Origin of the sequence: Proteus vulgaris (assembly GCF_016647575.1) — a bacterium.
GTDB classification, from domain to species: Bacteria; Pseudomonadota; Gammaproteobacteria; order Enterobacterales; family Enterobacteriaceae; genus Proteus; species Proteus mirabilis_B.
In genome coordinates this window covers 363,799-387,951 of record NZ_CP032663.1, presented here as the reverse complement: position 1 = coordinate 387,951, position 24,153 = coordinate 363,799, and the positions used below count along the sequence as shown (strand labels likewise).

19 protein-coding genes are annotated in these 24,153 nt (G+C 39.7%); 8 read left to right on the top strand and 11 right to left on the bottom strand.

Going from position 1 to position 24,153, the window contains the following annotated elements:
• Positions 1 to 30 precede the first annotated feature (30 nt).
• Together D7029_RS01895 and dpaL are read right to left on the bottom strand one after the other, a co-directional pair.
• On the bottom strand, positions 31 to 1,215 hold the full coding sequence (locus D7029_RS01895) for a YgeY family selenium metabolism-linked hydrolase (protein WP_088493930.1): 1,185 nt from the start codon (positions 1,213 to 1,215) through the stop codon (positions 31 to 33).
• Positions 1,216 to 1,245: 30 nt separating this feature from the next.
• The gene (gene dpaL / locus D7029_RS01890; protein WP_088493931.1) at positions 1,246 to 2,463 is read right to left on the bottom strand and encodes a diaminopropionate ammonia-lyase; all 1,218 of its coding nucleotides are present in this window, start codon (positions 2,461 to 2,463) and stop codon (positions 1,246 to 1,248) included.
• A gap of 363 nt (positions 2,464 to 2,826) precedes the next feature.
• On the opposite strand from dpaL, the gene D7029_RS01885 reads away from it, so the two are divergent.
• The 8 genes from D7029_RS01885 (at position 2,827) to D7029_RS01850 (ending at position 12,648) form a co-directional block, all read left to right on the top strand.
• Positions 2,827 to 4,629, top strand: a complete 1,803-nt coding sequence (locus tag D7029_RS01885) for a sigma-54 interaction domain-containing protein (RefSeq protein WP_194951691.1) — start codon at positions 2,827 to 2,829, stop codon at positions 4,627 to 4,629.
• A 657-nt stretch (positions 4,630 to 5,286) separates the two neighbouring features.
• Positions 5,287 to 5,859, top strand: coding sequence for a fimbrial protein (locus D7029_RS01880; RefSeq protein WP_088493932.1), 573 nt, complete (start codon positions 5,287 to 5,289; stop codon positions 5,857 to 5,859).
• A gap of 58 nt (positions 5,860 to 5,917) precedes the next feature.
• Positions 5,918 to 6,598, top strand: coding sequence for a molecular chaperone (locus D7029_RS01875; RefSeq protein WP_194951690.1), 681 nt, complete (start codon positions 5,918 to 5,920; stop codon positions 6,596 to 6,598).
• 18 nt (positions 6,599 to 6,616) lie between these two features.
• Complete coding sequence (locus D7029_RS01870) at positions 6,617 to 9,127, top strand: fimbria/pilus outer membrane usher protein (protein WP_228766723.1); 2,511 nt, start codon at positions 6,617 to 6,619, stop codon at positions 9,125 to 9,127.
• Positions 9,128 to 9,136: 9 nt separating this feature from the next.
• Positions 9,137 to 10,195, top strand: coding sequence for a fimbrial protein (locus tag D7029_RS01865; RefSeq protein WP_194951689.1), 1,059 nt, complete (start codon positions 9,137 to 9,139; stop codon positions 10,193 to 10,195).
• Positions 10,196 to 10,400: 205 nt separating this feature from the next.
• The gene (locus tag D7029_RS01860) at positions 10,401 to 10,745 is read left to right on the top strand and encodes a cell envelope integrity TolA C-terminal domain-containing protein (RefSeq protein WP_194951688.1); all 345 of its coding nucleotides are present in this window, start codon (positions 10,401 to 10,403) and stop codon (positions 10,743 to 10,745) included.
• Between the two features lie 34 nt (positions 10,746 to 10,779).
• Complete coding sequence (locus D7029_RS01855) at positions 10,780 to 11,055, top strand: helix-turn-helix transcriptional regulator (RefSeq protein ID WP_228766770.1); 276 nt, start codon at positions 10,780 to 10,782, stop codon at positions 11,053 to 11,055.
• 678 nt (positions 11,056 to 11,733) lie between these two features.
• Positions 11,734 to 12,648 carry a restriction endonuclease gene (locus D7029_RS01850; protein WP_099432990.1) on the top strand — a complete coding sequence of 305 codons (915 nt, stop codon included), beginning with the start codon at positions 11,734 to 11,736 and terminating at the stop codon, positions 12,646 to 12,648.
• 225 nt (positions 12,649 to 12,873) lie between these two features.
• Here the strand turns inward: D7029_RS01850 and D7029_RS01845 are convergent, their stop codons facing one another.
• From D7029_RS01845 to D7029_RS01805, 9 genes are all read right to left on the bottom strand, one after another.
• Positions 12,874 to 13,611 carry a M48 family metallopeptidase gene (locus tag D7029_RS01845; protein ID WP_194951687.1) on the bottom strand — a complete coding sequence of 246 codons (738 nt, stop codon included), beginning with the start codon at positions 13,609 to 13,611 and terminating at the stop codon, positions 12,874 to 12,876.
• Complete coding sequence (locus D7029_RS01840) at positions 13,604 to 15,079, bottom strand: hypothetical protein (RefSeq protein ID WP_126656750.1); 1,476 nt, start codon at positions 15,077 to 15,079, stop codon at positions 13,604 to 13,606. The genes D7029_RS01845 and D7029_RS01840 overlap by 8 nt, the downstream gene beginning before the upstream one ends.
• Before the next feature lies 1 nt (position 15,080).
• Positions 15,081 to 18,362 carry a type I restriction endonuclease subunit R gene (locus D7029_RS01835; RefSeq protein ID WP_194951686.1) on the bottom strand — a complete coding sequence of 1,094 codons (3,282 nt, stop codon included), beginning with the start codon at positions 18,360 to 18,362 and terminating at the stop codon, positions 15,081 to 15,083.
• A 45-nt stretch (positions 18,363 to 18,407) separates the two neighbouring features.
• Positions 18,408 to 19,010, bottom strand: coding sequence for an SLATT domain-containing protein (locus D7029_RS01830; RefSeq protein ID WP_099432994.1), 603 nt, complete (start codon positions 19,008 to 19,010; stop codon positions 18,408 to 18,410).
• A 7-nt stretch (positions 19,011 to 19,017) separates the two neighbouring features.
• Positions 19,018 to 20,298 (bottom strand): SMODS domain-containing nucleotidyltransferase, encoded by a 1,281-nt coding sequence (locus D7029_RS01825; protein ID WP_194951685.1) that lies wholly within the window; start codon positions 20,296 to 20,298, stop codon positions 19,018 to 19,020.
• Positions 20,299 to 20,306: 8 nt separating this feature from the next.
• On the bottom strand, positions 20,307 to 20,540 hold the full coding sequence (locus D7029_RS01820) for a DUF2188 domain-containing protein (RefSeq protein ID WP_194951684.1): 234 nt from the start codon (positions 20,538 to 20,540) through the stop codon (positions 20,307 to 20,309).
• Complete coding sequence (locus D7029_RS01815) at positions 20,540 to 21,769, bottom strand: restriction endonuclease subunit S (RefSeq protein WP_194951683.1); 1,230 nt, start codon at positions 21,767 to 21,769, stop codon at positions 20,540 to 20,542. The genes D7029_RS01820 and D7029_RS01815 overlap by 1 nt, the downstream gene beginning before the upstream one ends.
• Complete coding sequence (locus D7029_RS01810; protein WP_194951682.1) at positions 21,759 to 23,282, bottom strand: type I restriction-modification system subunit M; 1,524 nt, start codon at positions 23,280 to 23,282, stop codon at positions 21,759 to 21,761. The genes D7029_RS01815 and D7029_RS01810 overlap by 11 nt, the downstream gene beginning before the upstream one ends.
• 72 nt (positions 23,283 to 23,354) lie before the next feature.
• Positions 23,355 to 23,942 carry a restriction endonuclease subunit S gene (locus D7029_RS01805; protein WP_194951681.1) on the bottom strand — a complete coding sequence of 196 codons (588 nt, stop codon included), beginning with the start codon at positions 23,940 to 23,942 and terminating at the stop codon, positions 23,355 to 23,357.
• Positions 23,943 to 24,153 lie beyond the last annotated feature (211 nt).

Below are 24,153 nucleotides of genomic sequence, written 5' to 3'. Positions count from 1 at the left end.
CTCTTCTAGTAAGGATTTATTTCGTAAGAATTAAAGGTGATAAAGGCTGTTCATAATGCTGTAATAACCACTCGCAGCACCTGTTAGCTGTTCAATTTCGATATATTCATCAATGGTGTGCGCCAAGTTTTCGCGGGATGGACCAAAACCAATGGTTTTAATACCCGCTTCACCTGCATAGTGGCTACCGTTAGTACAGAAAGAATATTGTGTGACAGTAGGGTTAAAGCCTGATTCATGCAGCCCTTTTAAAACGCTTTGTACATAAGGATCGCTCTCTTCTAATACCCAACCAGGGAAGAAACGTTCACCTTCAATAGTAGCCCCGGTGTAACATTTTTCAGTGCCATAGGCATAAGAGACTTTAGCTTTAAAATCAGCATCTTGAGAAGCAAGCTCATCAATCGCTTTTTGTAATGGTGCAAGCACTTGTTCTTTAGTTTCACCCACTAATAAACGGCGATCGTAAGTGGCACGGCAATACTCAGGTACAACCGAAGCACCCGGATAAGGTGATGATTTAATGTCCGTTAGTTCTAAGATCCCTTTTCCTAATACAGGATGAACCGATGGCGTTAAGGTTCTGATCTTCTCGATCAGTTTTGCCATTTTATAAACAGAGTTGATCCCTGCATCTGGATTAGCGGAGTGAGCAGGTTTACCAAAGGTTTCAACTACAATTTCAGCACGACCACGTTGCCCAATTTTGAGGTTTAATTCGGAGGCTTCACCAATCACTACATAGTCTGGTTTATAGCGCTCAGAAACGAGTCTTGCGGCAACACCTTCGAAACACTCTTCATGCACAATACAAGAGACATAAATGCGACCAGCAAAGTTACGCTGATTATCTTGGCCATAAAAACCTATCGCCGAAATCATGGCAGCGACAGCCCCTTTCATATCACTGGTGCCACGGCCATAAATCTTGCCGTCTTTTATTTCTGCACCATAAGGCTTTTCTTTCCAGTCACGCTCACTAACCGGTACGGTGTCGATATGACCATCAAAAACAAGGGTTTTCCCTGGGTGTTGACCTATAATTCCGCCAATGATATTGCCGTATTTATCAATATGAATGTCATCAAAATCATAGTTTTTCATCATCTCTTCTATGACCTTAACAACGTTACCTTCTTCACCTGAATAGCTTTTTTGTTGGATTAATAATTGGCAATTCTTAATAACTTCATCAAATCGGTTTGCTGATAACATACTGTTCACTCCAAAAGACTTATTTGTTTTTTAAAATTGTTTGAAGCTAGGCAACTCGCCATCCCACACGATATCGCGATAACGCTCAGGATCGGTGTCACCTTCAGTGCTTATCACAAGCACTCTTGCATTCTCATCTAATCCCAGCTCTTCTTTCGCACTCTGATAAACAGGTGATTGCATCAAAATAGAGAGCAAGCCTGTTGTCACTGCGCCAGATTCACCAGAAATGATGTGCGGATCACCAGGTAAAGGGTTCCCTAAAATCCGCATTCCCCTAGTCGCGACGGCATCAGGGCAAGAGAAAAATGCCGCTGAATAATCGCGTAATAAATTCCAACCAATACTATTCGCTTCACCGCAAGCAAGCCCTGCCATCACTGTTTGTAGATCCCCACCAACAGGAATAGCATCCGCTTTTCCTGATACCGCAGATTGATATAAACAGTCGGCAATACGTGCTTCAGCCACAATCACTTTCGGTGCTTGTTTGCCATAAGCGGCGGTTACCATGCCTTGCACCATACCCGCAAAAGAGCCCACACCGGCTTGCACAAAAATATGCGTCGGAGGTACTTCATGTAATTGTGCGAGAGATTCCAGCATTAAAGTGCCGTAGCCTTGCATGATCCAAAGTGGGATCTCTTCATAACCATCCCATGCAGTATCTTGAACCACTATCCAGCCGTATTTTTCAGCCATTTCAGCCGTCATTCTCACTGCATCGTCATAGTTCATATCAACGATTTCAGCGACGGCACCTTCACGTAAAATGGCATCCAAACGTTCTTGTGACGATCCTTTTGGCATATAGACCACAGCTTTTTGCTTTAACTGTCTTGCCATCCAAGCAACACCACGTCCATGATTCCCGTCAGTGGTTGTCGCAAAAGTTACACCATTTAACTTTTTCCTGATCTCATCACTGATCATTACCTCATAAGGTAATTCACTTATATCCATTTCGAGGAAGTCAGCAATATGGCGTGCCATCGCATAAGCACCGCCTAGCGCTTTAAACGCTTTTAAACCAAAACGGAAAGATTCGTCTTTGAGATATAACTCACCAACCCCTAAAGTTTTGGCTAACTGGGGTAAATGAAATAACGGTGTAGGTGCGTATCCTGGAATAGTTCTGTGAAAATCCAACGCTTTGGCTAACTCTTCATAACGAAAAGGGGCAAGCTCAGCGGTTGGTTTTCGCGTAAATGAACTTTGGTTAATCAGGTACTGCAATTGCTCCTGCATGGAATTACCTCTTAATCACACTTTAAAATTCGCGATAACCCAATATCGCGATTAATCGGAATACATAGGGTTATCCCCTATATCGCAATATGTATGCCAACTCACTCAAAAAGCATTGAATAAAAACATAACAATTTGATTTTAAATATTTTTATTGTTTTAACGATTAAGAGATGAAATTAATCATGCAGAAAAGCTGTGATCTAGGCGGTTTTATTTAAGTGATAAATTATCAATAATAATAAACTGTGTGAGCTTTATACAAAAATCAAATAACTAATTAATAAATAACAATTAAATTAAACACCCAAAACAGGTGATGATAATTTATTATCAATATTGATAATTTAAGGTGAGAATGTGATGCACTCGTTACTCAGTACCCTACAAGATGAAATTAGCAAATACACCGATGCCATTGCGGGTATCACTGGTACCGATGTTGAAATTATTGATAACAACTTAATGCGTATTGCTGGTACAGGTCGTTATCGCTATATGCTCAATCAAGATGTCTCCAGTAATGGGTATATTTACCGCCATGTACTGCAAGTTCAAAAAACCATTCTAATTGAAGATCCAAAAGAGAACGATCTCTGCCAACTATGTCAAAATCGCCTAACTTGTACCGAAGAGCTTGATCTAAATGCGCCAATTTTCCTTAATAATCAAGTTATTGGTGTTATTGGCATTATCTGCTCTAATCGGGAACAAAAAAAATTTCTGATGAAACAAAAACAGGCTTTTATTACCTTTATTGAACAATTTTCAGAGATGATCTCAAGTCGCGTTTTTGAATGCCTTGAAAGGCTTAGAGAGCAAGAACGATTTGGCACTTTCCGTAACTTGATTGATGTAATGGATAGAGGTGTTATTGCGATCGATAGCCAAGGCAAAATTTGGCACGCCAATCTTTCTGCTTTGCGCTTTTTTGATTGTGAATTGATTGGTCAATCTCTCGATATTCAGATGACAGGCGATATTCTTTATGGCGATGAAGAAGCATGGCTGATATTAAACCAACAACGCTATCATGTTCTGTGTAAAAAAATTACGTTTTCATCGGTTGATAATGACCAACTCAGCATGGTTATTTTTCATGATGCTCGTGATTATATGACACAAATAAATACCCTCTCTGTTGATGAAAATCCCCACTCCCCTTTAATTGGTAACTCACAAAATATGCTTCAATTAAAAAGCATGTTAAGCAAAGTCGCCGTTAGTCACGCCAGCGTACTTATCACCGGAGAAAGCGGTTCAGGTAAAGAAGTGGTTGCTTACACTATTCACCAACAAAGCCTACGCACAAAACAGCCTTTTATTACCATTAACTGTGCAGCTATTCCAGAACAACTACTAGAAAGTGAGCTCTTTGGTTATGTACGTGGTGCATTTAGTGGCGCTGATCCTAAGGGGCGTATTGGTAAATTTGAATTAGCACATGGTGGAAGCCTATTCCTAGATGAAATTGGGGATATGCCTTTGCATCTACAAGCCAAGCTTTTACGTGTACTCCAAGAAAAAAGTATCACTCGCGTTGGCTCTAATAATATGATCAATATAGATGTGAGGATCATTGCCGCCACCAATAAAGATCTGCGTGAAATGGTAAATAAAGGGCAATTTCGTGAAGATCTGTTTTATCGTCTTAATGTTGTTCCGATCCATACTCCCGCATTACGTGATCATCGGGAAGACATTGCAGAGCTTGCGCAATTTTTTGCCGACGATTTAGCATTAACCTATCAGCGACCTGCGACGAAGATCCCTAACTCTATTATTAACTACTTATATTCCTATGATTGGCCCGGCAATATCAGGGAGCTACGCAATGTGATTGAGTATATGTATGTTATGCAAGGCGATACCGTTGATTTAAACCTCAGCCACCTTCCTCCTTATTTGTTAGAAACTCCTCATTTTGATCCTTTAGAAAAAGAAAAAACCAGTGGTATCTATACTGAAACTAAAACAGACAATAGAAATAAAACTCAATCATTACACACACAAGAACTTCTCAAAACTAAAAGCTTAACATCAGAGTATCAAACCATTATGAGCATATTAGAAAAAACGGGAACAACATTGGAAGGAAAAAAGAAAGCGGCAGAAATCTTAGGAATAAGCATTGCGACTCTATATAGAAAAATGAAAGCTCAGTAAAATGTATTTAATATGAGTGTTTTCATATTTAAGACACCGAATATGGGATTAAATAAAAAAACGGACAAAGGAAATTATTAATAATAATTATTCCCACTAATACTGTTTTCATTATTATTAGGAACTCTTCTTTTAATGATTGGTTTTTATAAAGTATTGTCATTAATACAATTTAATTTTAATTCTATTTGTAACAAAATATACTTTCCTTAAAGTAAATTTAAACTATCCCCTCTTATCCTTAACTCCCCTCAAAAACATAATTAAATGAAAAATAACAAGAAAAAAATTATCTTTTATTATCTTGTTAATGAATTTTACCTATTACATAAGAGAATTTTGTAACACTGTGCATGAGACATAGCCAAATAAACACCATAGAATTCGCTTGTACACAAAATTGAAGTCATTTTATATATCCAGAATTAGTATTAATTATAAAAAACAAAGTAATAAAAATTGACTGTGAATTTTATGATTAATACTAAAAGCTATTTTATTTAAGATTATATTTTTATTAGTTTTATCTATTTAAAGTGATTGCATTACCTGGTGACTTTAGTGGATTTATATACTGTAACAATAAACTAATCTTAGAATAAATAGCACTTAATATGATTTATTAAATACTATTTATATCAATCACTAGGGGTTAACATGCCTATTTTAACAAAAAAATTACTTCCAATGGCTTTCGTTATTTCTGCAATAACGGCAAGTGCTACAGTTTCTGCTGAAGAACAAACTGGTCAGATTTCTTTTACTGGCTTAATTTATTCATCGACTTGTACTATTGATATTAATGGCACAGGTTCTGATGGTAACGTTAATATGGGTCGTTATGCTACCAGCGAATTTGGCGATGCAGGTAGCGAAGTTGGTGGAACAGCGGGTAATGGTAAATTAGATATCTCTTTAATTAATTGCCCACCACAAGGTAAAGTTAAATTAAAATTATCAGGTAAAGCTGACAGTAGTTCCGATCAAATTTTAGCATTAGATAATCCAAATGATCCTAATACTGCTAAAAATGTCGGTATCCATCTTTATGATTATGACGACTTGGCTAATCCTTACTATATCAATTTCACTGAAGAGTATGAGATTAAAGATACTGGTGATCTTAAATCCAAAACTCTCTCTTTTATTGCCAAATATGTTAGTACTGATGATGACGTTGAAGCAGGTCGTGCTGATGCAACATTAAATTACACCCTGACTTATCAATAATAAATAAATGCAGGTTAATTACTATATTAACCTGCATCTATTAAAGAGGTATTTATCGATGCTATTTAAAAAAACACTTTTAGGATTAGGACTAATAATTAGCTCAATCACATCTTGTTTTGCTGGATTTGGATTAGAAACAACACGTGTTGTTTATAATGAAACAAATAATAATGAAGGTTTTGTCGCCTTTAATGGCGATAAAAATACTAATTATTTATTACAGTCTTGGGTCGAAGATCTTAATGGTAAACTCACTCAAGATTTTGTTATTACTCCACCATTAATTAAATTAATGGCACAGCAAAAAAATACATTACAAGTGACTAAAAATACCACTTTGCCTAATGATATTGAATCTATGTATTGGATCAATGTTAAATTTGTCGCACCAAGTAATGAAAATTTAGAGAATGTTCTTCGCTATTCCCTAACCAATAGGATCAAGCTAATTTACAGACCTCAATCCCTTAAAGATGTAAATATTGAAAAAGAAATCAAAGAGTTAAAATGGAACGCGAAAAATAACAGCCTAGTGGTATCAAACAACTCACCTTATTTTGTCAATATTGGAAAACTTATTATTGATGGAAAAGAGATTGAAAAAATACCTAGCTTTCTATCACCAAAATCAGAAACAGCCATTAGCGTAAATAAAACACTTTCTGGTAAAGAAAAAATAAAATTATTTTATATCGATGATTTTGGAAAAAGCCTGACAATGGAATTCTCATTATAATAAGAGATATTATTCAATATGAAAAAGACAATGGATAATTATTTTAAAAAATCATCACTTCATTTATTTGTTGTTGGTACTTTATTAGCTTCTTTTAACATATCAGCAAACGATTATTATCCAGCCAACCTATTAAATATTGAAGGAAGCACACAACAAGTCACTAATGAAGATCTCAATGTCTTTAGAGAGAATAGCATCGCTCCAGGGCTCTATACAGTAACACTTTTTGTAAATAACAATCGTATATCAACCCGTGAATTTAATTTTATTCTCATGGAAGATGAGGGTAATAATAAAATATTAGCCCCTCGTCTTTCAGCTGAAGAGTGGTATAAAGCAGGCATAGATCTTCCTCATGATGTGATTAATAAAAACAAAAATAGTGATTTTATTAATCTCAACGATATCAACAATGCAAGTGGTTATTTAGATTTAAATAGAAAACAGTATGTTTTAACACTGCCACAGTTATATGTTAACGAAGATAGATTAAAAGAGAATGAAATAAAAAATTGGGATTCAGGTATTCCTGCATTATTAGTTAACTATGCCTTATCTTCATTCAATAGCCGTAGTCATGGTAATACAACAGACAGTTATTATGGCAATATTCAAACCCAAGTTAATTTAGGTCCTTGGCGTTTTAATAATTATTCAACATGGACGAAAAATGAAAATGGCGATAAAAAATGGAATACATTAAGTAATGTTCTTTCTAGAGCAATTACCAGCATTAATAGTGAGTTAATGATTGGTGATCTCTATTCCTCTTCACAGCTATTTGATTCAGTAAAATTTAGAGGTATTAAACTCGTCACGGATAAATTGATGACACCAACACAAAACAGAACCTATGCACCTAGTGTTTCTGGCATTGCCAATACAGAGTCCGTTGTCACTATCACCCAAAATGGCCAAGTGATTTATAAGCGTAGCGTACCTGCTGGTCCTTTTAATATCACCGATTATTACCCAATGAACAGTGGCGGTGATTTATATGTCAGCGTGACTGAAGCCGATGGCTCTGAAAAGAATTTCATTGTGCCTTTTTCTTCTATTGCCAATCTTGAAAGAAAAGGTGAAATAAAATATAGCTTTTCAACTGGTAAATATGACGGCAATAACAGTGGTGATGGGGCTTATGTTGTTCAAACCGAAGCTTTCTATGGTTTAACTGATTACGTCACTCTTTATGGTGGTGTACTTCTCGGCGAAAAATATCAATCTGTTGGTGTTGGTACAGGGGTAAATTTAGGGAGCTATGGCGCGATCACTACCGATTTGCTCTACGCCAAATCTTCCACTAACAATGGCAATGATTTATTGCATGGCAACGCATTTAGAGTAAATTATTCTAAAAATATATCAATAACCGATACAACGCTTTCGTTAGTTGGTTATCGTCATTTTGATGCTAACTTTCTTAACTTTGCGCAAGCGATGGAGCACAAGGATACAAAATACAATCCACGCGATGGATTGAAAAATGAGTATACACTCTCTATTAACCAGCCTTTATTTTCTAATAATGCTTCAATTAATTTAAATTCTGTTATTTATAAGTATGTGAGTGGCAAAACTGTTCATTCTTATAATGCAGGCTTTAACAGCGCGATTAATAAAATTAACTATAGTGTTTATTACACTTATTATGATGGCAGTCGCTATAACGATAATAATAAAAATAGCCACGATTTAAGCATGAATATCAGCATTCCTTTTTCATTGCATGAGAACTACATTTGGGCAAATTACGGTATATCGACCAATAATGATAACCAAGTATTACAAACCGCGCGTTTAAGTGGCACCTATGGTGATAAAAACCAAGCAAATTGGGATGTTTATCAAGGATATGGCAATAAAGGTGTTAATTATAGTGGTGGTTTAAATGGCTCTTATAAAGCCCAAAGTGCTGTTGTTAATGCCGGTTACTCATATACGCAAGATAAGCAAAATATCAACTATGGTATTAGTGGTGCATTAGTTGCAACACAATATGGCGCGGTGTTTGCACCGTCATTACAACAGACGAATGCGTTAATTTTAACCAAAGATACTTCAGGTGTAGAAGTGATTAATGGTCAATCTATTAAAACTAATAATAGTGGATTAGCTGTTGTTTCTGGTATGTCTCCTTACCAAAAAAATAGCATTAGCGTTAACACTAATTCAATCCCAAGTAATACTGAAATCTCGAACAATATTATTAGTAATATTATTCCGACTAAAGGGGCATTAGTGTTAGCAGATTTCGATGCTAAAAAAGGATTTAAATTCCTACTGACATTACAAACTCCGGATAAGAGTACCATCCCAATGGGAGCTAAAGCCGAAATTGATAACGATGATACGCAATTAGTCGCAAGCTTCCATCAACTCTATTTTGTTGCCAATAAACCGCAGGGCAATATTCAAGTTTCATGGACAATTAATGGCGAGCAAAAAAGCTGCCATGCAACCTATGATATTGATAATAAAACTCCCGCTAATGGCTTATATATTTTAGATACTGAGTGTAAATAAGGAAATAAAATGACTAACTTAAAAAATAAGATGAATAAATTACTATTTCTAATTTTTACTCTTAGTTTATCTTCTCTCTCTTTTTACAGCCATGCGGCTCCTGATTGTGTCAATAACGGGGGGATTAAACATGGCACGATGGATGCCAGAGGTGGCACCATTGAACTAAAAGGAATGATTAAAAAGAATCAAGAAGTAGCTCGTTTTACATTTAAGCGTGATGGCTCTGATGTTGCAGTCGCAGATTGCCCAGATGGTGCTGAGTTCTATGCTTATGCAACATATAGCGAAGCTAGCGGGGTTATACCAAGTTACTATATGGATATTGACGGCAGACCTGCATATTATGTTGTACGCAAACCTAATACCGGTTTAGATGATTATGCTTATGTTCTTATTGAGAATGAATCTGGTCTTTCATTTAGAAGCCAACCAGGACAAGAAGTCCCTGTTAATGCGCCCAAACTTAATACAAGAGATGCTACGGTAATTGTTTATGCGACTAAAGATAACCCTAAATCACAGCGTTTTACGACTCAATATATTGGCTCGATATTAATTAATCGCTTTAATTCTGGTGGTGGAACAACGGCAGTTGGTTTTAGTTATCGTTTATCTGTAAATATTATTAGTGCGCCAACATCTTGCAGTGCTGAAAATACAGATCTTGAGATGAACTTACCTAAGATGCCTATTACTGCATTTTCTGATATCGGTTTTCCACGCGATAATCAATATGCTGAAGATCATCTCAGAATAAATTGCACAGGTGATGCCTCCGCTAAAATAAAATTAATGGCTCACAACACCACAAGTTATGAGGGGCAAAAAACAATTATCAAACCCGATAATGAAGGTAATAGTGATAATGCCAAAGGTGTCGGTTTTGTGGTTTCATCTCCTTCCAGTGGCGATACCGTCTTAATTAATAATCAGTTTGTAAAACTTGCTGATTTAGCCAGTGGTATTAATAACGTTCCCTTAAAAGCTGAATATTATCGCTATGGCGATGAGGTAAAACCCGGCAAGCTCAGTGCTTCCGCAAACTTTGTGTTGGAGTTTGATTAATTAAATACACGATAAGCAAGCCAAGTTAAAAATTAAACGCACAGATTAATAACGCCATTAAATTAGATTTAATGGCGTTTTTTATTATCAACACAGTCAACAAGTTATTAATTAGGTATAATCTTCTAACTGATGCTTATAATTATAAAAATAAAATCAATCATAAAAACAAATAACAATATGATTTAAAAGGAAGTTAATTGGTATGGAAAAATTTATTCTACTTTTTAGTCTCTTTTTCTCTGGATCTTTAAGCGCCTCTTCCATCGATAGCAGCCCTATAATAAATTTTGTAGAAAAAACCCAAAAATCAGTTAGTGCTAATTTTCATAATTCAGCAAACTATAAAGGTAAAGAGTGCATGATTAAGGTGACACTATCTGATGATGGAGAATTAATTTCAGCTGTTGTAGATGATAGAAACGAAAAAAATGATAAAGCGCTTTGTGATGCTGGCCTTGAAATTATTAAAGAAACAACATTTACTGCACCTCCAGAAGATAAGAGGATCAACAATAAAAATACATTTTATATAGATTTTAGGCCGTAGCTTATGAGTGAAAATGATTGATGCAGTGATAATAATGAGCACTCAAGCGATTCTCTTATTAGATGACCAATGCGTTGATATGATATTTATAACCCGTTTAACTGGATTAACAGATAAGTGGTTTTGTAAATTGTTACAAGATGAAGAGTTTCACAAGCCTATCAAACTGGGACGTAGCCCTCGCTGGTTAAAGAGCGAGGTTAAAAATTGGTTACAAGTACGTATTACCGAGTCCATCCCCCCTCCTTCCGTATCAATAGCACCAGCTTTTAAATCTCACCGAAAATTCAACAATAAAAAAGTATCATGATTTTCATAAGACATAGCTACGCCACGACTAGAGTTGACTGGATGACTTTACCAAAATCACCATTTATCGGGGAAGGAGTCATTCCTATCGAAAATAGCCACCAGCTTAATCATCGATAACCCCCTGCTAAGATCCCCCCAATGCTGGGGGGATCTTTCTTAACAAGTACCTGAGGATTGGATAACGTTCATTTTCTAATAAGCTGATTAGCCTATTAAACCAGTTCAATGACTCTGATCTACGCCATAAAGTGATGTGGCTGTACTTGTATGATTTGATGCTGGGTTTTCCTTTAGATGATTGGCTGAATGCCCTGAAGATGAAAACTGAAGAACAATTGGTGGAATGGATAATTGGCAGGCAAATGTAGAACTGGGGACTGATGAGGATAATGGATGATTATATGTTGTTTGCAATTCGCATCGCAGGTGACATTTTCTTTTAGAAATTTAAACGGGTACCAATCATGAAAGCTAATTTCATATTATTGCTTGCTAATATACCCAGTAGGAATAGAGGTATTCTACAATTTTGCAGAAAAATAAGTAACATACATTTACATGAATTCTGAATATAAAAGTTACACACAATTAAATATCCAATGTCTAACTTAACATCTGTGACGTTAGATGCCATAGTATAGAAATTCATGTTAAGTATCTCTTATAGAAGGTTTCTATGGCAGTTCCAACCTACGATAAATTTATTGAGCCTATATTACGTTTTTTAAAACATCACCCTGAAGGTATTGCTGCCAAAGATGTTCATGAAGGCGCTGCAGACATTCTAGGGTTAGATGACAACCAGCGCTCCGAACTGATTTCAAGTGGCCAATTAGTCTATAAAAATCGTGCTGGTTGGGCTCATGATAGGTTAAAACGAGCAGGGCTTTCACAAAGCCTATCTCGAGGAAAGTGGTGCCTAACTGAAAGTGGTTTCGAGTGGATTAAAAACAACCCATTTCCACTGACCCAAGAACAAGTTGACCACTTAGCTTTTGATTTTATGAACATAAAACTTAAAACGAATCCTGATATAGTTCCACTAGATGAAGATACACAAATAAATCCTGACAACTCTCAACACGTTCGTAGCCCAGATGACCGTCTAAACGATGCACTGAAAGAAATTCGTGAATCTGTCGCCATTGATTTACTGGCAAATTTACTTCAAGTATCCCCTACCCGCTTCGAATTCATTGTACTAGATGTGCTACATAAACTAGGTTATGGTAGCCATCGTGATGATTTACAACGTGTTGGTGGTACAGGTGACGGTGGAATTGATGGGATTATTTCGTTAGATAAACTCGGATTAGAGCGAATTTATGTACAAGCAAAACGCTGGCAAGGCACCGTCGGTCGCCCTGATTTACAAGCATTTTATGGCGCTCTTGCAGGGCAAAAAGCCAAACGTGGTATTTTTATAACTACGTCTGGTTACACAGCACAAGCTATTGATTTTGCTAAATCTGTTGAGGGATTAGTCCTTATTGATGGTAACCTCTTAGTTAACCTAATGATGGATAACGAGATAGGCGTTAGTTCACAAATTATTAAGTTACCGAAGCTAGATATGGATTATTTTGAGTAGTGGTTGAGGAACCATAAATAACGACTATATTAATATAGCCTATTTATTAATGTTCATACCAGATAAAACTTTGAATAAGTATTTGACGCATGTGTAAACAACAAAATTTAAATTAGGTAGCGTATAGATAGCCTGGTTGCTAACTCAGTATCTGATAAATTTGACTGTTTAACTTCCTGCATTTTCACTACGCTTTGCACTTGTATTCTATTTGTCATTCTCTGGTCACCATTCAATATAGACGGAAGCCATCCCATCCAGTCGTTCTTTGGTCTTTTCCCACTTTGGCATGACTTGACTCATTAGCCGGTAGAACCGCTCGCTGTGGTTATGCTCTGCTATGTGGCAAAGCTCGTGTAAAATCACGTAGTCAATACACTCACGAGGCGCTTTTACCAAATGAGGATTCAGTGCAATTCGCCCATTAGGTGAGCAACTGCCCCATTGGGTTTGCATTGCCAGAATACGCAGCGATGGTCGCTCTTCTACCCAAAGGGCTTGTTCCAGCATGGTATCGAGCCGCTTGGTGAAGGTTTCCTTGGCTCGCGCTTTGTACCAGTCTGTTAGTAGCTCTTTAACCTTTTCAGCGGACTTTGTTCTTACCGAAACTTCCAACTTGCCGCGTAGTAGTTTCACACCTTGAACCTGTTCTGGTGCTTCAATCACTTTCAGCAGATACTGTTTTCCAAGGTAGTAATGGCTCTCACCGCTGATGTATTGTCTAGAGGGGATGAATTCAAGTTGTTCGCGGAAGTTCCTAAGCTGTTCGTATATCCAACGCCCACGCTTCTTAACAGCAGAAAGAACCGCATCATTGTCTGCATCTTCGGGACTCGACACGATAACCCTGCAATCTGGATGAACTTTGATTAATATTCTATTTGAGACTGACCTTCTCGTTACTCGTTCGAACGGGATAAGATGATCGCTGTAGCGGAATTCAAAGCGTGTTGAATCAGTCATCTTCAAACATGTCTCTTACATTTGAAGCAGATACTTTGTTCGGGCGTGCATCAATTAATACGAAACCTTTGTCCTCTTTTAGTTTTAACTCCCTCATAACCTTACTGACAGATTCAAGCTCGGAATCGCTGAAAAAGAGAATGACTTTAATTGACTGATGGGTGCAGTTTGCAGCCTCATAAATTTCAACTTGGTGTTTCAGGTTTTGCTTTAACTTTTTGTTTGAAGCCAACTTAAACTCAACAAGGGATTTATCTTTGCTCCCATTTGATATTTTGAAATCAACGGGCCCTCGACCATTATTAACTTCTGCGTTTACATCATATTTACTAGCAAACCATGTCAGCTTAAATAGGAGCTGAAGGTCTTGCTCTCGTTTTATTGGATTTCCTTTTACATAGAAAAACCTGTAACCATCATTGTTTTCTACCATCTGCTTTAGAAAGAGAACACGTTGATACGCTTCGTCTAATGAATTTGATGGTTGATCATAAAACGTCGTATCTTTTTCTAGGCTGTTCACAAGCTCTTTAACTTTTTGAATGAACAGATACTCTGTCTCATTTACCTTTAGCTCACTAAGCTTAACAGCCTGGTCACCATTCTCTTCTTTAAGCTTTATAAAATAGTCAATATATTGAGGGAATTTTATGATCGAGCTTACGACGGCTTTATCAAACTCTTTTTTATCAGGATTTTCAGGAAGAATCCTGGCTAGATAGTCATTCAACTGTGCTCTAAGTTGGTCATTGGGGATACTTTCAAGCACACCTCTAAAATCACCAATCATGTCAGACTTATTAATCCAGTTTTCATCTTTCGTGAGGATGTCCTTAGGGGTCAAAAGTACATAATCATTTTGAAATATTGGTAGTGTATAGGTTTTCGCCATCCATGATCTTGTCTTGTAGTTAAATTCGACTTTATCAACTAAATGAGTGGATAAAAAACGAGCATCAATATGCTCCTGAGCGAATTCTTGAGTGTAATCAAGTAAAAACTTTTTGATAAGATTGGTTGTGAAGTCGCTTATATTATCTCTTCCAACGCCATCTTTGATTAAGCAAAGCTTCTCAAGGTGACTACCGTTGGTAATCTCTTCAGTGCCAAAATTCGTAAACACAGTGTTCAGGTTTTCGTTAAGAGACTTTGCGAACTTCTGACCAAGGCCACTTCCACCATTACCAATTTTGCTGTATCCAAACCATGTTTGTTTTACTTCTGGGAATAAGAACCATGCTTTTATTAAACCTTTGCTGATCCCTTCTTTTTCTGAACAAGCACGCAAAAATGCAACATATTGAATAATGTCATCATGTAGTTTCTTATACTCCGGTTTGTCGCTATTAAATAAAAGGAATGGGTCAATGAACAGGGGAAGATCATTGATTAATGAAAGATCAAATGCACCATATTCCTCTAGTTCTTTGGGCGAAACGTCAAAAAAATCAGAAAAATAAATTTTCATATCAAACCCCACTCAAGCCCACACGAGTGATCTGAACAATCATCTCAACAATCTTCTTAGCCTGATCCATACCCCCACCAATGGCTTTGCACTCTTGGAACATTCGCGGCAGTAACTTTTTACGAATATCCGCTTCGATGTTCTGTGGGTTTATGGAGTTTTCCGCGACAGAGGTTTCTACCGCCTGGTCTATTTCAAAGGCAACTTTTATCCACTTATCCTGAACCTGGCTGTCAAGCACGGCCAAGGCCTCAGGAAGCACTTTCTTGAACACACCAAAATATGCCTGTGCATGACGATTACCAGTAAACGCATCGGGTATGTCGTTCAAGCGCCTATCTTGTACTTGCTCTTCAAATTCACGGAACAGCATATACTGCTTTAGAGGGTGGTCGAACAGTTTTTCGGCCTCTTCAATGGCTTGGCGCAGCAACTTGGAAAACGCTTCCTGAGCATAGGGATCATCCCGTAACTCTTGCTCAATCATTCGGGTTACGTGCGTTTTGATAATGTCAGTTTCGTTGCGCGTTTTATCTTCGCTCCAGTCCTCAGGTTGTTGCTTTTGCCCCATTTTACCCACTTCATACACGCCACCGGGTTCTTTAACCTCGACACCCACCACATGCTTATCTAGTAGCTTTTTTACCTGCTCAGCGTATTCGTCGTAGTCAATCCTCTCTCCCGCATCTTGTTGTACCATCTGGCGTAAGCTAGAGAATTGCTTTACCATTTCTTTGTAATGGAGTCGATCCTGGTCACTAAAGCTTTTGTCTTCAAAGAAGGTAGCTGATTGCAGCGCTACCTTCAAACAACTAGTAAAGGCAGTCAGGGCTTCGTAGAAGTCCTCACGCACTTTCAGGTGCACGTCAACCAGCTCGCCGCCGAACTCTTCAATCTTTGGTACCAGTACCTGGCGCAATTGCTCGATGTCGTTCTTATTCTTCACGCCATCGAATATGGCCCATAGCTGTTTATAAAGCTGTGGCATGCGCTTGTACTCGGTACTCATCTGGTTGTAGAGGCCAGTAATATCATTGATGTCGTAACCGCCTTGGGTACGAGAGGCCAGATCCTGATATTTCTGAATGGTGGTATCCAGCTCGGCCAAAATGCCGCGATAGTCTATAAGTATGCCAAATTTTTTCTTCGGGTGCAGACGGTTTACCCGTGCAATCGCTTGGATCAGGTTGTGCTCTTTTAGGGGTTTGTCGATATACAGCACAGCGTTTTTCGGCTCATCAAAACCTGTGAGCAACTTATCGACCACGATGAGTATCTTCAGTGAGTCATCTTTATCAAAGCGCTCTATCAAGTGTTTGGTGTAAACCTGCTCATCCTGACTGCCTACGTTGTCCTTCCACCACTGGGTGACTTCTGGTGTGGTCGCCTCATCTACAGCGGTGTTGCCCTCACGGCTATCCGGCGGGCTCATCACGACGGCAGATTCAAACAAGCCTGCTTCGTCCAGATACTTTTTGTATTTGATAGCCGAGGCCTTGCTATCGCAAGCTAACTGGCCTTTCAAACCTTCATCGATGTTCTTTACAAAGTGGTTGGCTATGTCCAAAGCAATCAAGCGAATGCGATCATCCGCACCATAAATTTGGCCTTTCTTGGCAAACTTGTGCTTTAAGTCGGCCTTTTGCTCTTCTGAAAGCCCTTCGGTAATACGCTCAAACCAACTGTCGATAGCACGTTCATTCACATCCAGGTCGGGAATACGCTCTTCGTACAGCAGCGGCGTCACTGTCTGATCTTCCACGGCGCGCTGCATGGTGTAAGCATGTACAATGGGGCCAAACTTATTTGTGGTCTTATCGTCTTTTAACAGTGGTGTGCCGGTGAAGGCGACAAAGGCAGCGTTAGGCAGAGCCTGCTTCATACGAATATGGTTTTCACCGCCCTGGCTGCGGTGGCCTTCATCAATCAGTACAATGATGTCAGAGCTGTTGTTTACACACTCTGGCATTTTGGTAGCGGTATTAAACTTCTGGATCAGTGAGAAGATAATTCGCTCCGTGCCTTTACCAATCTGTTCAGCCAAGCGTTTGCCTGATGTGGCCATAGCTGCTTCTTTGTCTTTTTTACCGGCGAGTTCACCGCCCGAGGCAAAGGTTTTGCTCAGCTGGGTTTCCAGGTCTACCCGGTCAGTCACCACCACGATACGGCATTGCTTCAGGCTTTCGTGCAGGATCAGCGCCTTACTTAAAAACACCATAGTAAATGACTTACCAGAACCCGTGGTGTGCCAGATTACACCGCCTTCACGGCCACCGGTGCTACTTCGGGTATTGATGCGTTCAATTAGGCGCTTGATACCAAATACCTGCTGATAACGGGCAATGATTTTGCCAGCCTTTTTATCGAACAAGGTGAAGTAACGGGTCATCTCCAGTAACCGGGAAGGGCTTAACAGACTGATCAGTAATTGATCCTGACCAGTCACAGCAATCTCCCCCGCAGCGGTCAAGCTCTGGTACCAATCCAGATCTTTTGCTGGGCGATGGCTGAATAAGCTTGCCAACTGTTCATCTTTGAGCGTTTTGTTTTTGATAGCGTACATCTCGGCATCGGAGATATCTTCTTCACGCCAGGCGGCCCAAAACTTAGCGGGCGTGCCACAGGTACCATAACGGCCTTCATTTCCGTTTATGGACAGTAATATTTGGCTATAGGCAAACAATGACGGGATTTCATCATGTCGCTGGTTACGTAGGCTTTGCGAGATACCCTCGTCAATTGTCGGGCCTTTCTTGGAATTGCCATCCGGGCGCTTGGCCTCAATTACAACCAGAGGAATACCGTTAACAAAGCAGACAATATCGGGTCTGCGGCTTTCGACTCCGCTAGAACGGGTAACGGTAAATTCTTCGGTAAATGCAAAGCTGTTATTGACTGGGTTTTGCCAGTCAATTAGTGCAATAGTCGGGCTGGCCTTTTTACCATCCACAAACTCAGTGACAGAGATGCCATACAGCAGGTGGTTGTACAGGCGCTCATTAGCAGTTAATAGGCCCTCGTTTAATGCTGGACTGCACACCTCAGCAATCAGGTTGTCGATAGACTTTTCAGACAGCGGGTAGTTTTTACCAGCAAAGGTAAAAGTGCGCTTCTGGAGTTCTCTGCTTAGCACCTGGCGTAAAACAACTTCATCAACTTTACCACCGCGGGCGGCTAATGCGAGTTCAGGAGAGAGGAATGACCACCCTAGGTTGGTCAATAGCATCAGCGCCGGTAACTTTGCACTGTATTCTTCCTGAAATTTGGGTGTATATTGTGTCATTCGTTATCTCTCTTCAACCCCTGATACCCAAGGTGCAGCTTCGGGTTATGCTGTTGGTATACTGCAAATAATGGCCGTAATATCAGAAAAAAAGAAAACTGATCCAATAATTATTAAAAGTATTGTGAACCACAAAGATAGTGGCACTTTATCTCGCCAAAAACTAAAAGGGCGATACTCCCCGATCCAAGCAGTTTGCTGCTCCCAAAAAAACTTATAGTGAGCAAACCAGGTTGCAAACATTGGATGGTGTGAAGCGCAACAGGTGTTATAACGTTTCTCGATATCCTTAAGTATTTCTGATGCTTCTTGAGCTGACTTTGTATTTTCCTTTACTTCAGCCATTAAATGTTTTAATTCATTAAACAAATCTGTTAATACGATGCCTTTTTGCTCAAAATCACTTTTATCAGAATTCTTAAGACTGATGTAGAGTCCAACGATGCCTAAAACTAGCAGTGTACTCGACGCTAGCTTGGTTGAGAGTTCTGCAAATGCTAGAGCATACACACCAAAAGCCAGTGAAATAAAGCTGAGAAGGCCCGGAACTTTTTCAATCATTTCAAAGCTAGCAAAATGCAACTTTGCACTATAGCCAACGTTGTAACCAGTTTCTGAAATATGCTTAAGTAAATTATTATTTTCCATATACACCTCACTGAATCGGCACGTGAACTCTATCTTTCGCAACAACAACACCATTTTGAATGGCGTAGCATTCAACTATATGCTCCCCTGCAAAATCAGTTTTCTCTTGCTTTTCTCTAAAGCCTTTATCAATGACGATATCACCCCGAATGCAATCCCTACGCTCAGCTTCCGCCCCTCGGTTTAAGACTTTCCATTTCAAAGTAAACTCACCCGGTACGTCTATTTCATCGACATAAAAGTTGAGTTGTTTCTTAGGGGAAAGCTTAAGCTTTCTGGAAAGCATAGTACGCAGCAAATCTACACGAAATCCGTCTTGCGAGACTTCACATTCGATTTTAAGATTGAAACGAATATCAAGCGGATACAAATCTTCGATAAACTGCTCAGTATCTTTGAAGGCTTTAGCAATAGATCTTGCTTCTGCCTTCGTAGCTGACGGGAAAGGCCTGCCAAAAACTTTTTTCCACTTTTTATTTGCTGAGTCATTTTCACCCGTTGCGATGGCATCGCAACATAAGTCATAAGTTTTTTTGGCTTTTCTTTGAAACTTGCTTTTTACATTTACTCGTTGATTACTGCCTAAGGCAAGGTAATAGTCCTTATTTGGCTCTTCGGACAAATAAAGGAAGAAATCTCGACACATCCAGTCATAAAATGCGGCTGACCGGTTGTCATAATCCGTTCTAGATTTTAAAAAATTGTATGCCAGAGTATCAATTAAAAGTCCTCCCATCCCCACGCCGTGCTTGTTTTTCCATGCTCTAGCCATTTTGCAAAGCTTACGAAGATTCTTATTTTTTTGATCCACAAACTCTTTCATGGCTTTAATTTCATCGCGTGGCTTTGTTATTTTCCAGCTACCACCGTTGTATGTATCTGGGTACTTGAAACTACCATCATCTTGTTCAAATACTGGCTGAACTTCCACAGTAAAATTCTTATACAGCACTTGAACAACCAAACGGTCTTTTTTAACTTCTGTGTTTGAATACCTAGCTTTTATCGCGTCACGAGTATCATCGAGTAACTTGGATTGTTTTCCGTCTTTATAGTTATTCCATTTAGAAGCTGGCATGATATAAAGCATATCTAGATCTGAAATGCCTTTAATGCCTGTCCAACGACCATAAGAACCAACCTGCAAACTATTGGCAGTTTTAGATTCCGTATCCCTAAATTTTTTGTTCAGTGCGGATGTAATTTCTTCATATTTAGAAGTAATTGACGTTCCGTTATCAATGGCCAAATTTTTCAAAAAATCAGTAAACATCTCCGAAGTAGTCATAAACGTCCTTATTTTTTATCTTTAGGCGGGTGAGGGTCATTCCCGTAGCTATTGCCAGCCCGGATTTTTCCGTCAGTGCCATGAATTTTGGTATCGGATTGCTGATTGCGAGCGATCTCTTCAGCAACTTCGATGGCTTCTTTTTGTGTTTTGGTGACCTTGGTCGCTTTTGAATTACCCTCGCCTTTTACTGCCCACCCATCTAGATGTTTAACTACGTGTTGGTTTTTACCTTTTGCCATTACGCAACCTCCTTATCATCAATCTTTACTCTTCGCTTACCCGTCAACAACTGCTGCATCAAGGCTTTCTTCTCTTGCTTTAACGCTTCTAGCTTTTGTTGCAGGGCGGAGATTTCCTGATCGGCGGTGGAAAGCACGGCGGCGATTTTTTGTTGCTCTTCTAGAACAGGGAAAATCAATTTCACTTGTTGAAAGCTACTTTTGTTTACAATTGGTACGGCGGTTACACCTGCAATACTAATTAGCTTATTAACGTTGAATTCAATCTGATAGTAAAAAAACTCATTGGAGAAGCTATCGCTGACTACCACTGCGTTTATTTGTTGATTGGTTCCCATGTCCTCATTTGCAATCGCATTTTTTCCAATCGAAGCAATGCAAGTTACTAAGACACTCCCTTTAGGCACAATCCGCGCCTTGGTCGAACCTTTATCAGATAATTTTATCTTCGTATCTGAAACGTATTTTCCCGTAAAATCTTCTGCAGTAGCCCATAACACATCTCCACCATAGTTGTTTTCATCACTTTTTGGAGGTGTGGAGCCAGTAACAACCATGCCGACTTCTTGAATTTTTGACCACTTCCACTCCCCACTAAACCTAACCCCATTCTTATCCAGTAGACGTTTTTTCCCGGTGAGCAGTTGTTGCATCAGGGCCTTTTTCTGCTGCTGGCTGTTGGCAAGCAGTTGTTCGGTGGTGGTGATGGCCTTATCCCAAGTAGAGAGGATTTCGGCTATTTTTTTTTGTTCGGGGAGTGGAGGTACAAGAACAGGAAATACCTTTATCTGGGTCGAATTAATACTGGCTAAATTCGTGCTGCGTTTTGCGCAGCTTAGGAAGTAAGTTTTTCCATAATTGCTAGCCGCCAAAGCGGCAAGGAAAAATGAATCTATTAACTCTTGATCTGGCCTAACCGCAAACACATGGTTCTGATGTAGGCATGGTTCTATTTGGCCTAACCATACGTCTCCTCGACCTAGCTTATCGAAGTCGCCACCTTCATTCATAAGAACGTCCCCCTTTTTCAAAGAGAAGCGCTCCAACTTATCGCGTTCAATCTCAATTTCTTTCACGTCCTCAAGATTGATATGTCCATCTTGCACATTGGCAACCCGTAGGTATGGAACAGTTACTGGATCTTTTAATCCAGTTTTTCCCTTAGCGACTCCGGACCTAACTTCTGCAACCTGCTCAAGTGGCTGCCTTTTCCACCCATTAGGCACCATATCCAAGCTCCTCCAGATACTTAGCCATCTCTGTTTCCAAGGCTGTCAACTGCGCTTTCAATTGCTCGCGCTCGCCACGTATAGCCATCAAGTCGATTTCTTCCTCTTCTTCAAAAGTATTAACATAGCGCGGGATGTTTAGGTTGTAATCGTTTTCTTGGATCTCTTTCAGGCTGGCAAGATAAGCATATTTATCGACATTTTCTCCCGCTTTATAGGTAGAGAGGATCTTAGAGATATTTTCTTCACTAAGCTGGTTCTGATTTTTACCAGATTTAAACTCGCGTGATGCATCGATAAACAGAACGTTATCATCCACTTTTTCTTTTTTGAAAATCAGAATCGCTGCGGGAATACCTGTACCATAAAACAGTTTCTCAGGCAGGCCAATCACTACATCCAATAGGTTTTCATCAATCAGTTTTTGGCGGATTCTGCCTTCACTAGAGCCTCGAAATAGTACACCGTGAGGTACCACTACCCCCATGCGACCTGTCTTAGGTTTAAGCGTTTCAATCATGTGCAGGATAAAGGCGTAGTCACCTTTGGTTTTCGGTGGTACGCCACGGCGAAAGCGACTGAATTTATCGTGCTCGGCTTCTTCATGACCCCATTTATCCAAGGAAAACGGCGGGTTGGCGGTCACGATGTCAAACAGCATCAAGTCGCCATTCTTATCGAGCAGCTTGGGGTTGCGGATGGTGTCGCCCCATTCAATTTTGTGGTTGTCTTCACCGTGCAGGAACATGTTCATTTTAGCTAGCGACCAGGTGGAACCAATGGACTCTTGCCCATATAGGGCGTATTGGCGACTAGCGTGGTTAGCTACGACTTTGCGGCCACACTTCATCAAGAGCGAACCAGAGCCACAGGCAGGGTCACAGATGATGTCGCCCGGTTGAGGATCTAATAACTCGGCGATCAGATCACTGACTTCTGGTGGGGTATAAAATTCACCAGCTTTCTGGCCACCACTGGCCGCGAAGTTTTTGATAAGGTATTCGTAGGCGTTACCTATCACATCCAGCGTGCCGACGCAGCTAGGTTTAAGGTTCAGCTCAGGTTTGGCAAAGTCTTCCAGCAGGTGACGCAGAATTGTGTTTTTTTGCTTTTCTTCACCCAGTTTGTCGGTATTGAAGCTTATGTCCTGGAACACGCTCTTGCCTGCGTCTTTGAGTTTGGTACCGTTGGCTTCTTCAATGGCGTGCAGCGCCTGGTCGATACGCTCACCGTTACCAGGTTCATAACGACGTTCGTACAGGGCATAAAAGCTGGCCGTTTCGGGCAATACAAAGCGCTCATTTTTCATCATCTCTTTGATGAGTTCTGGCTCATCTCCGTACTCGGTCTTGTAGCCATCGTAGTGATCCTGCCATACATCGGAGATGTACTTGAGGAACAGCATGGTCAGGATGAAGTCTTTATAGGTATCGGCGCTGATGGTGCCACGGAAGGTATCACAGGCATTCCACAGCGCTTTGTTAATGCTATCTTGGTTAATCTTGTCGTTCATCCATTGCTTCCTTTTAGTGGGGCTAATCAATAGCTGGCCCGGTTCAAGTCTTAAATTCGTTGTGCTGGCTGTTTAGTGGCAATGCGCCTGATACAATTCGTTGGCGATTACGCCCATCACGCGTTCACCGTTGTTTACTAACCTCTGAATCAGCCTTTGCTCTTCACCCAAAGTGTTGGCCATCGCAATGACTGCTCGCTGCTTGGCAAGTGACGGAACAACGACAGGGGCATCTTCCAGCACACTGCGGCGAATACTTTTTGTTAAGGTGCCTTCGGCGTTCTGCTCAAAATACCGCTGAGCCGGTACTTGATTCAGTAACCACACCATAAACTCAGGCAGAATGTCTTTCTTCTTCAGGCTGACCACAAAAAAATGTGGCGCGGCAACGGCCTGTTTACCTGTGGTAGCCAGTAACTTATCCACTTGTACGGCGTAGTTATGACTGCCTCGGGCAGCCACCAAAATATTACCTGTAGTAAGGTAGTCGGGTTCACGCTTACCGGTTAGCTCTGTTTCTAAACAGTCTGACCAGCGAATCCCTTCGGTTAGAGAAACATCCTTCATCTGAACTGCTACTACAGCAGAGCCTGGCACTTCAGGAAGTTTCCCTCGAAATGGATAGCCAGCATTGATGGTTGCTATCTGTTTGAGCTTCACACTCACACCCTCTTCATCGCCAATGATGCAAAAATAATCTATTAATCCTAGTTAAATGTCAAGATGAAATTGCATCATTAAAGTTAATGCAAAAAAATAGAACAAATATACATAAGGTGAGATTGTCGAGCATTAAATAAAAACCATTTAGTACCGAAATGAGCACTAGGTAGATAATTTACCTCTTATATGGTTAAAATGGGGCCAGTTG

What these genes read in the sequence shown, in the direction of transcription:
- D7029_RS01855 (WP_228766770.1), top strand. Translation starts at nt 10,780, where the DNA reads ATGAGCACTCAAGCGATTCTCTTATTAGATGACCAATGCGTTGATATG.
- D7029_RS01880 (WP_088493932.1), top strand. Translation starts at nt 5,287, where the DNA reads ATGCCTATTTTAACAAAAAAATTACTTCCAATGGCTTTCGTTATTTCT.
- D7029_RS01895 (WP_088493930.1), bottom strand. Translation starts at nt 1,215, where the DNA reads ATGTTATCAGCAAACCGATTTGATGAAGTTATTAAGAATTGCCAATTA.
- D7029_RS01840 (WP_126656750.1), bottom strand. Translation starts at nt 15,079, where the DNA reads ATGAAAATTTATTTTTCTGATTTTTTTGACGTTTCGCCCAAAGAACTA.
- D7029_RS01850 (WP_099432990.1), top strand. Translation starts at nt 11,734, where the DNA reads ATGGCAGTTCCAACCTACGATAAATTTATTGAGCCTATATTACGTTTT.
- D7029_RS01860 (WP_194951688.1), top strand. Translation starts at nt 10,401, where the DNA reads ATGGAAAAATTTATTCTACTTTTTAGTCTCTTTTTCTCTGGATCTTTA.
- D7029_RS01845 (WP_194951687.1), bottom strand. Translation starts at nt 13,611, where the DNA reads ATGACTGATTCAACACGCTTTGAATTCCGCTACAGCGATCATCTTATC.
- D7029_RS01865 (WP_194951689.1), top strand. Translation starts at nt 9,137, where the DNA reads ATGACTAACTTAAAAAATAAGATGAATAAATTACTATTTCTAATTTTT.
- D7029_RS01820 (WP_194951684.1), bottom strand. Translation starts at nt 20,540, where the DNA reads ATGGCAAAAGGTAAAAACCAACACGTAGTTAAACATCTAGATGGGTGG.
- D7029_RS01835 (WP_194951686.1), bottom strand. Translation starts at nt 18,362, where the DNA reads ATGACACAATATACACCCAAATTTCAGGAAGAATACAGTGCAAAGTTA.
- D7029_RS01830 (WP_099432994.1), bottom strand. Translation starts at nt 19,010, where the DNA reads ATGGAAAATAATAATTTACTTAAGCATATTTCAGAAACTGGTTACAAC.
- D7029_RS01885 (WP_194951691.1), top strand. Translation starts at nt 2,827, where the DNA reads ATGCACTCGTTACTCAGTACCCTACAAGATGAAATTAGCAAATACACC.
- D7029_RS01870 (WP_228766723.1), top strand. Translation starts at nt 6,617, where the DNA reads ATGAAAAAGACAATGGATAATTATTTTAAAAAATCATCACTTCATTTA.
- D7029_RS01815 (WP_194951683.1), bottom strand. Translation starts at nt 21,769, where the DNA reads ATGGTGCCTAATGGGTGGAAAAGGCAGCCACTTGAGCAGGTTGCAGAA.
- D7029_RS01810 (WP_194951682.1), bottom strand. Translation starts at nt 23,282, where the DNA reads ATGAACGACAAGATTAACCAAGATAGCATTAACAAAGCGCTGTGGAAT.
- D7029_RS01875 (WP_194951690.1), top strand. Translation starts at nt 5,918, where the DNA reads ATGCTATTTAAAAAAACACTTTTAGGATTAGGACTAATAATTAGCTCA.
- D7029_RS01825 (WP_194951685.1), bottom strand. Translation starts at nt 20,298, where the DNA reads ATGACTACTTCGGAGATGTTTACTGATTTTTTGAAAAATTTGGCCATT.
- dpaL (WP_088493931.1), bottom strand. Translation starts at nt 2,463, where the DNA reads ATGCAGGAGCAATTGCAGTACCTGATTAACCAAAGTTCATTTACGCGA.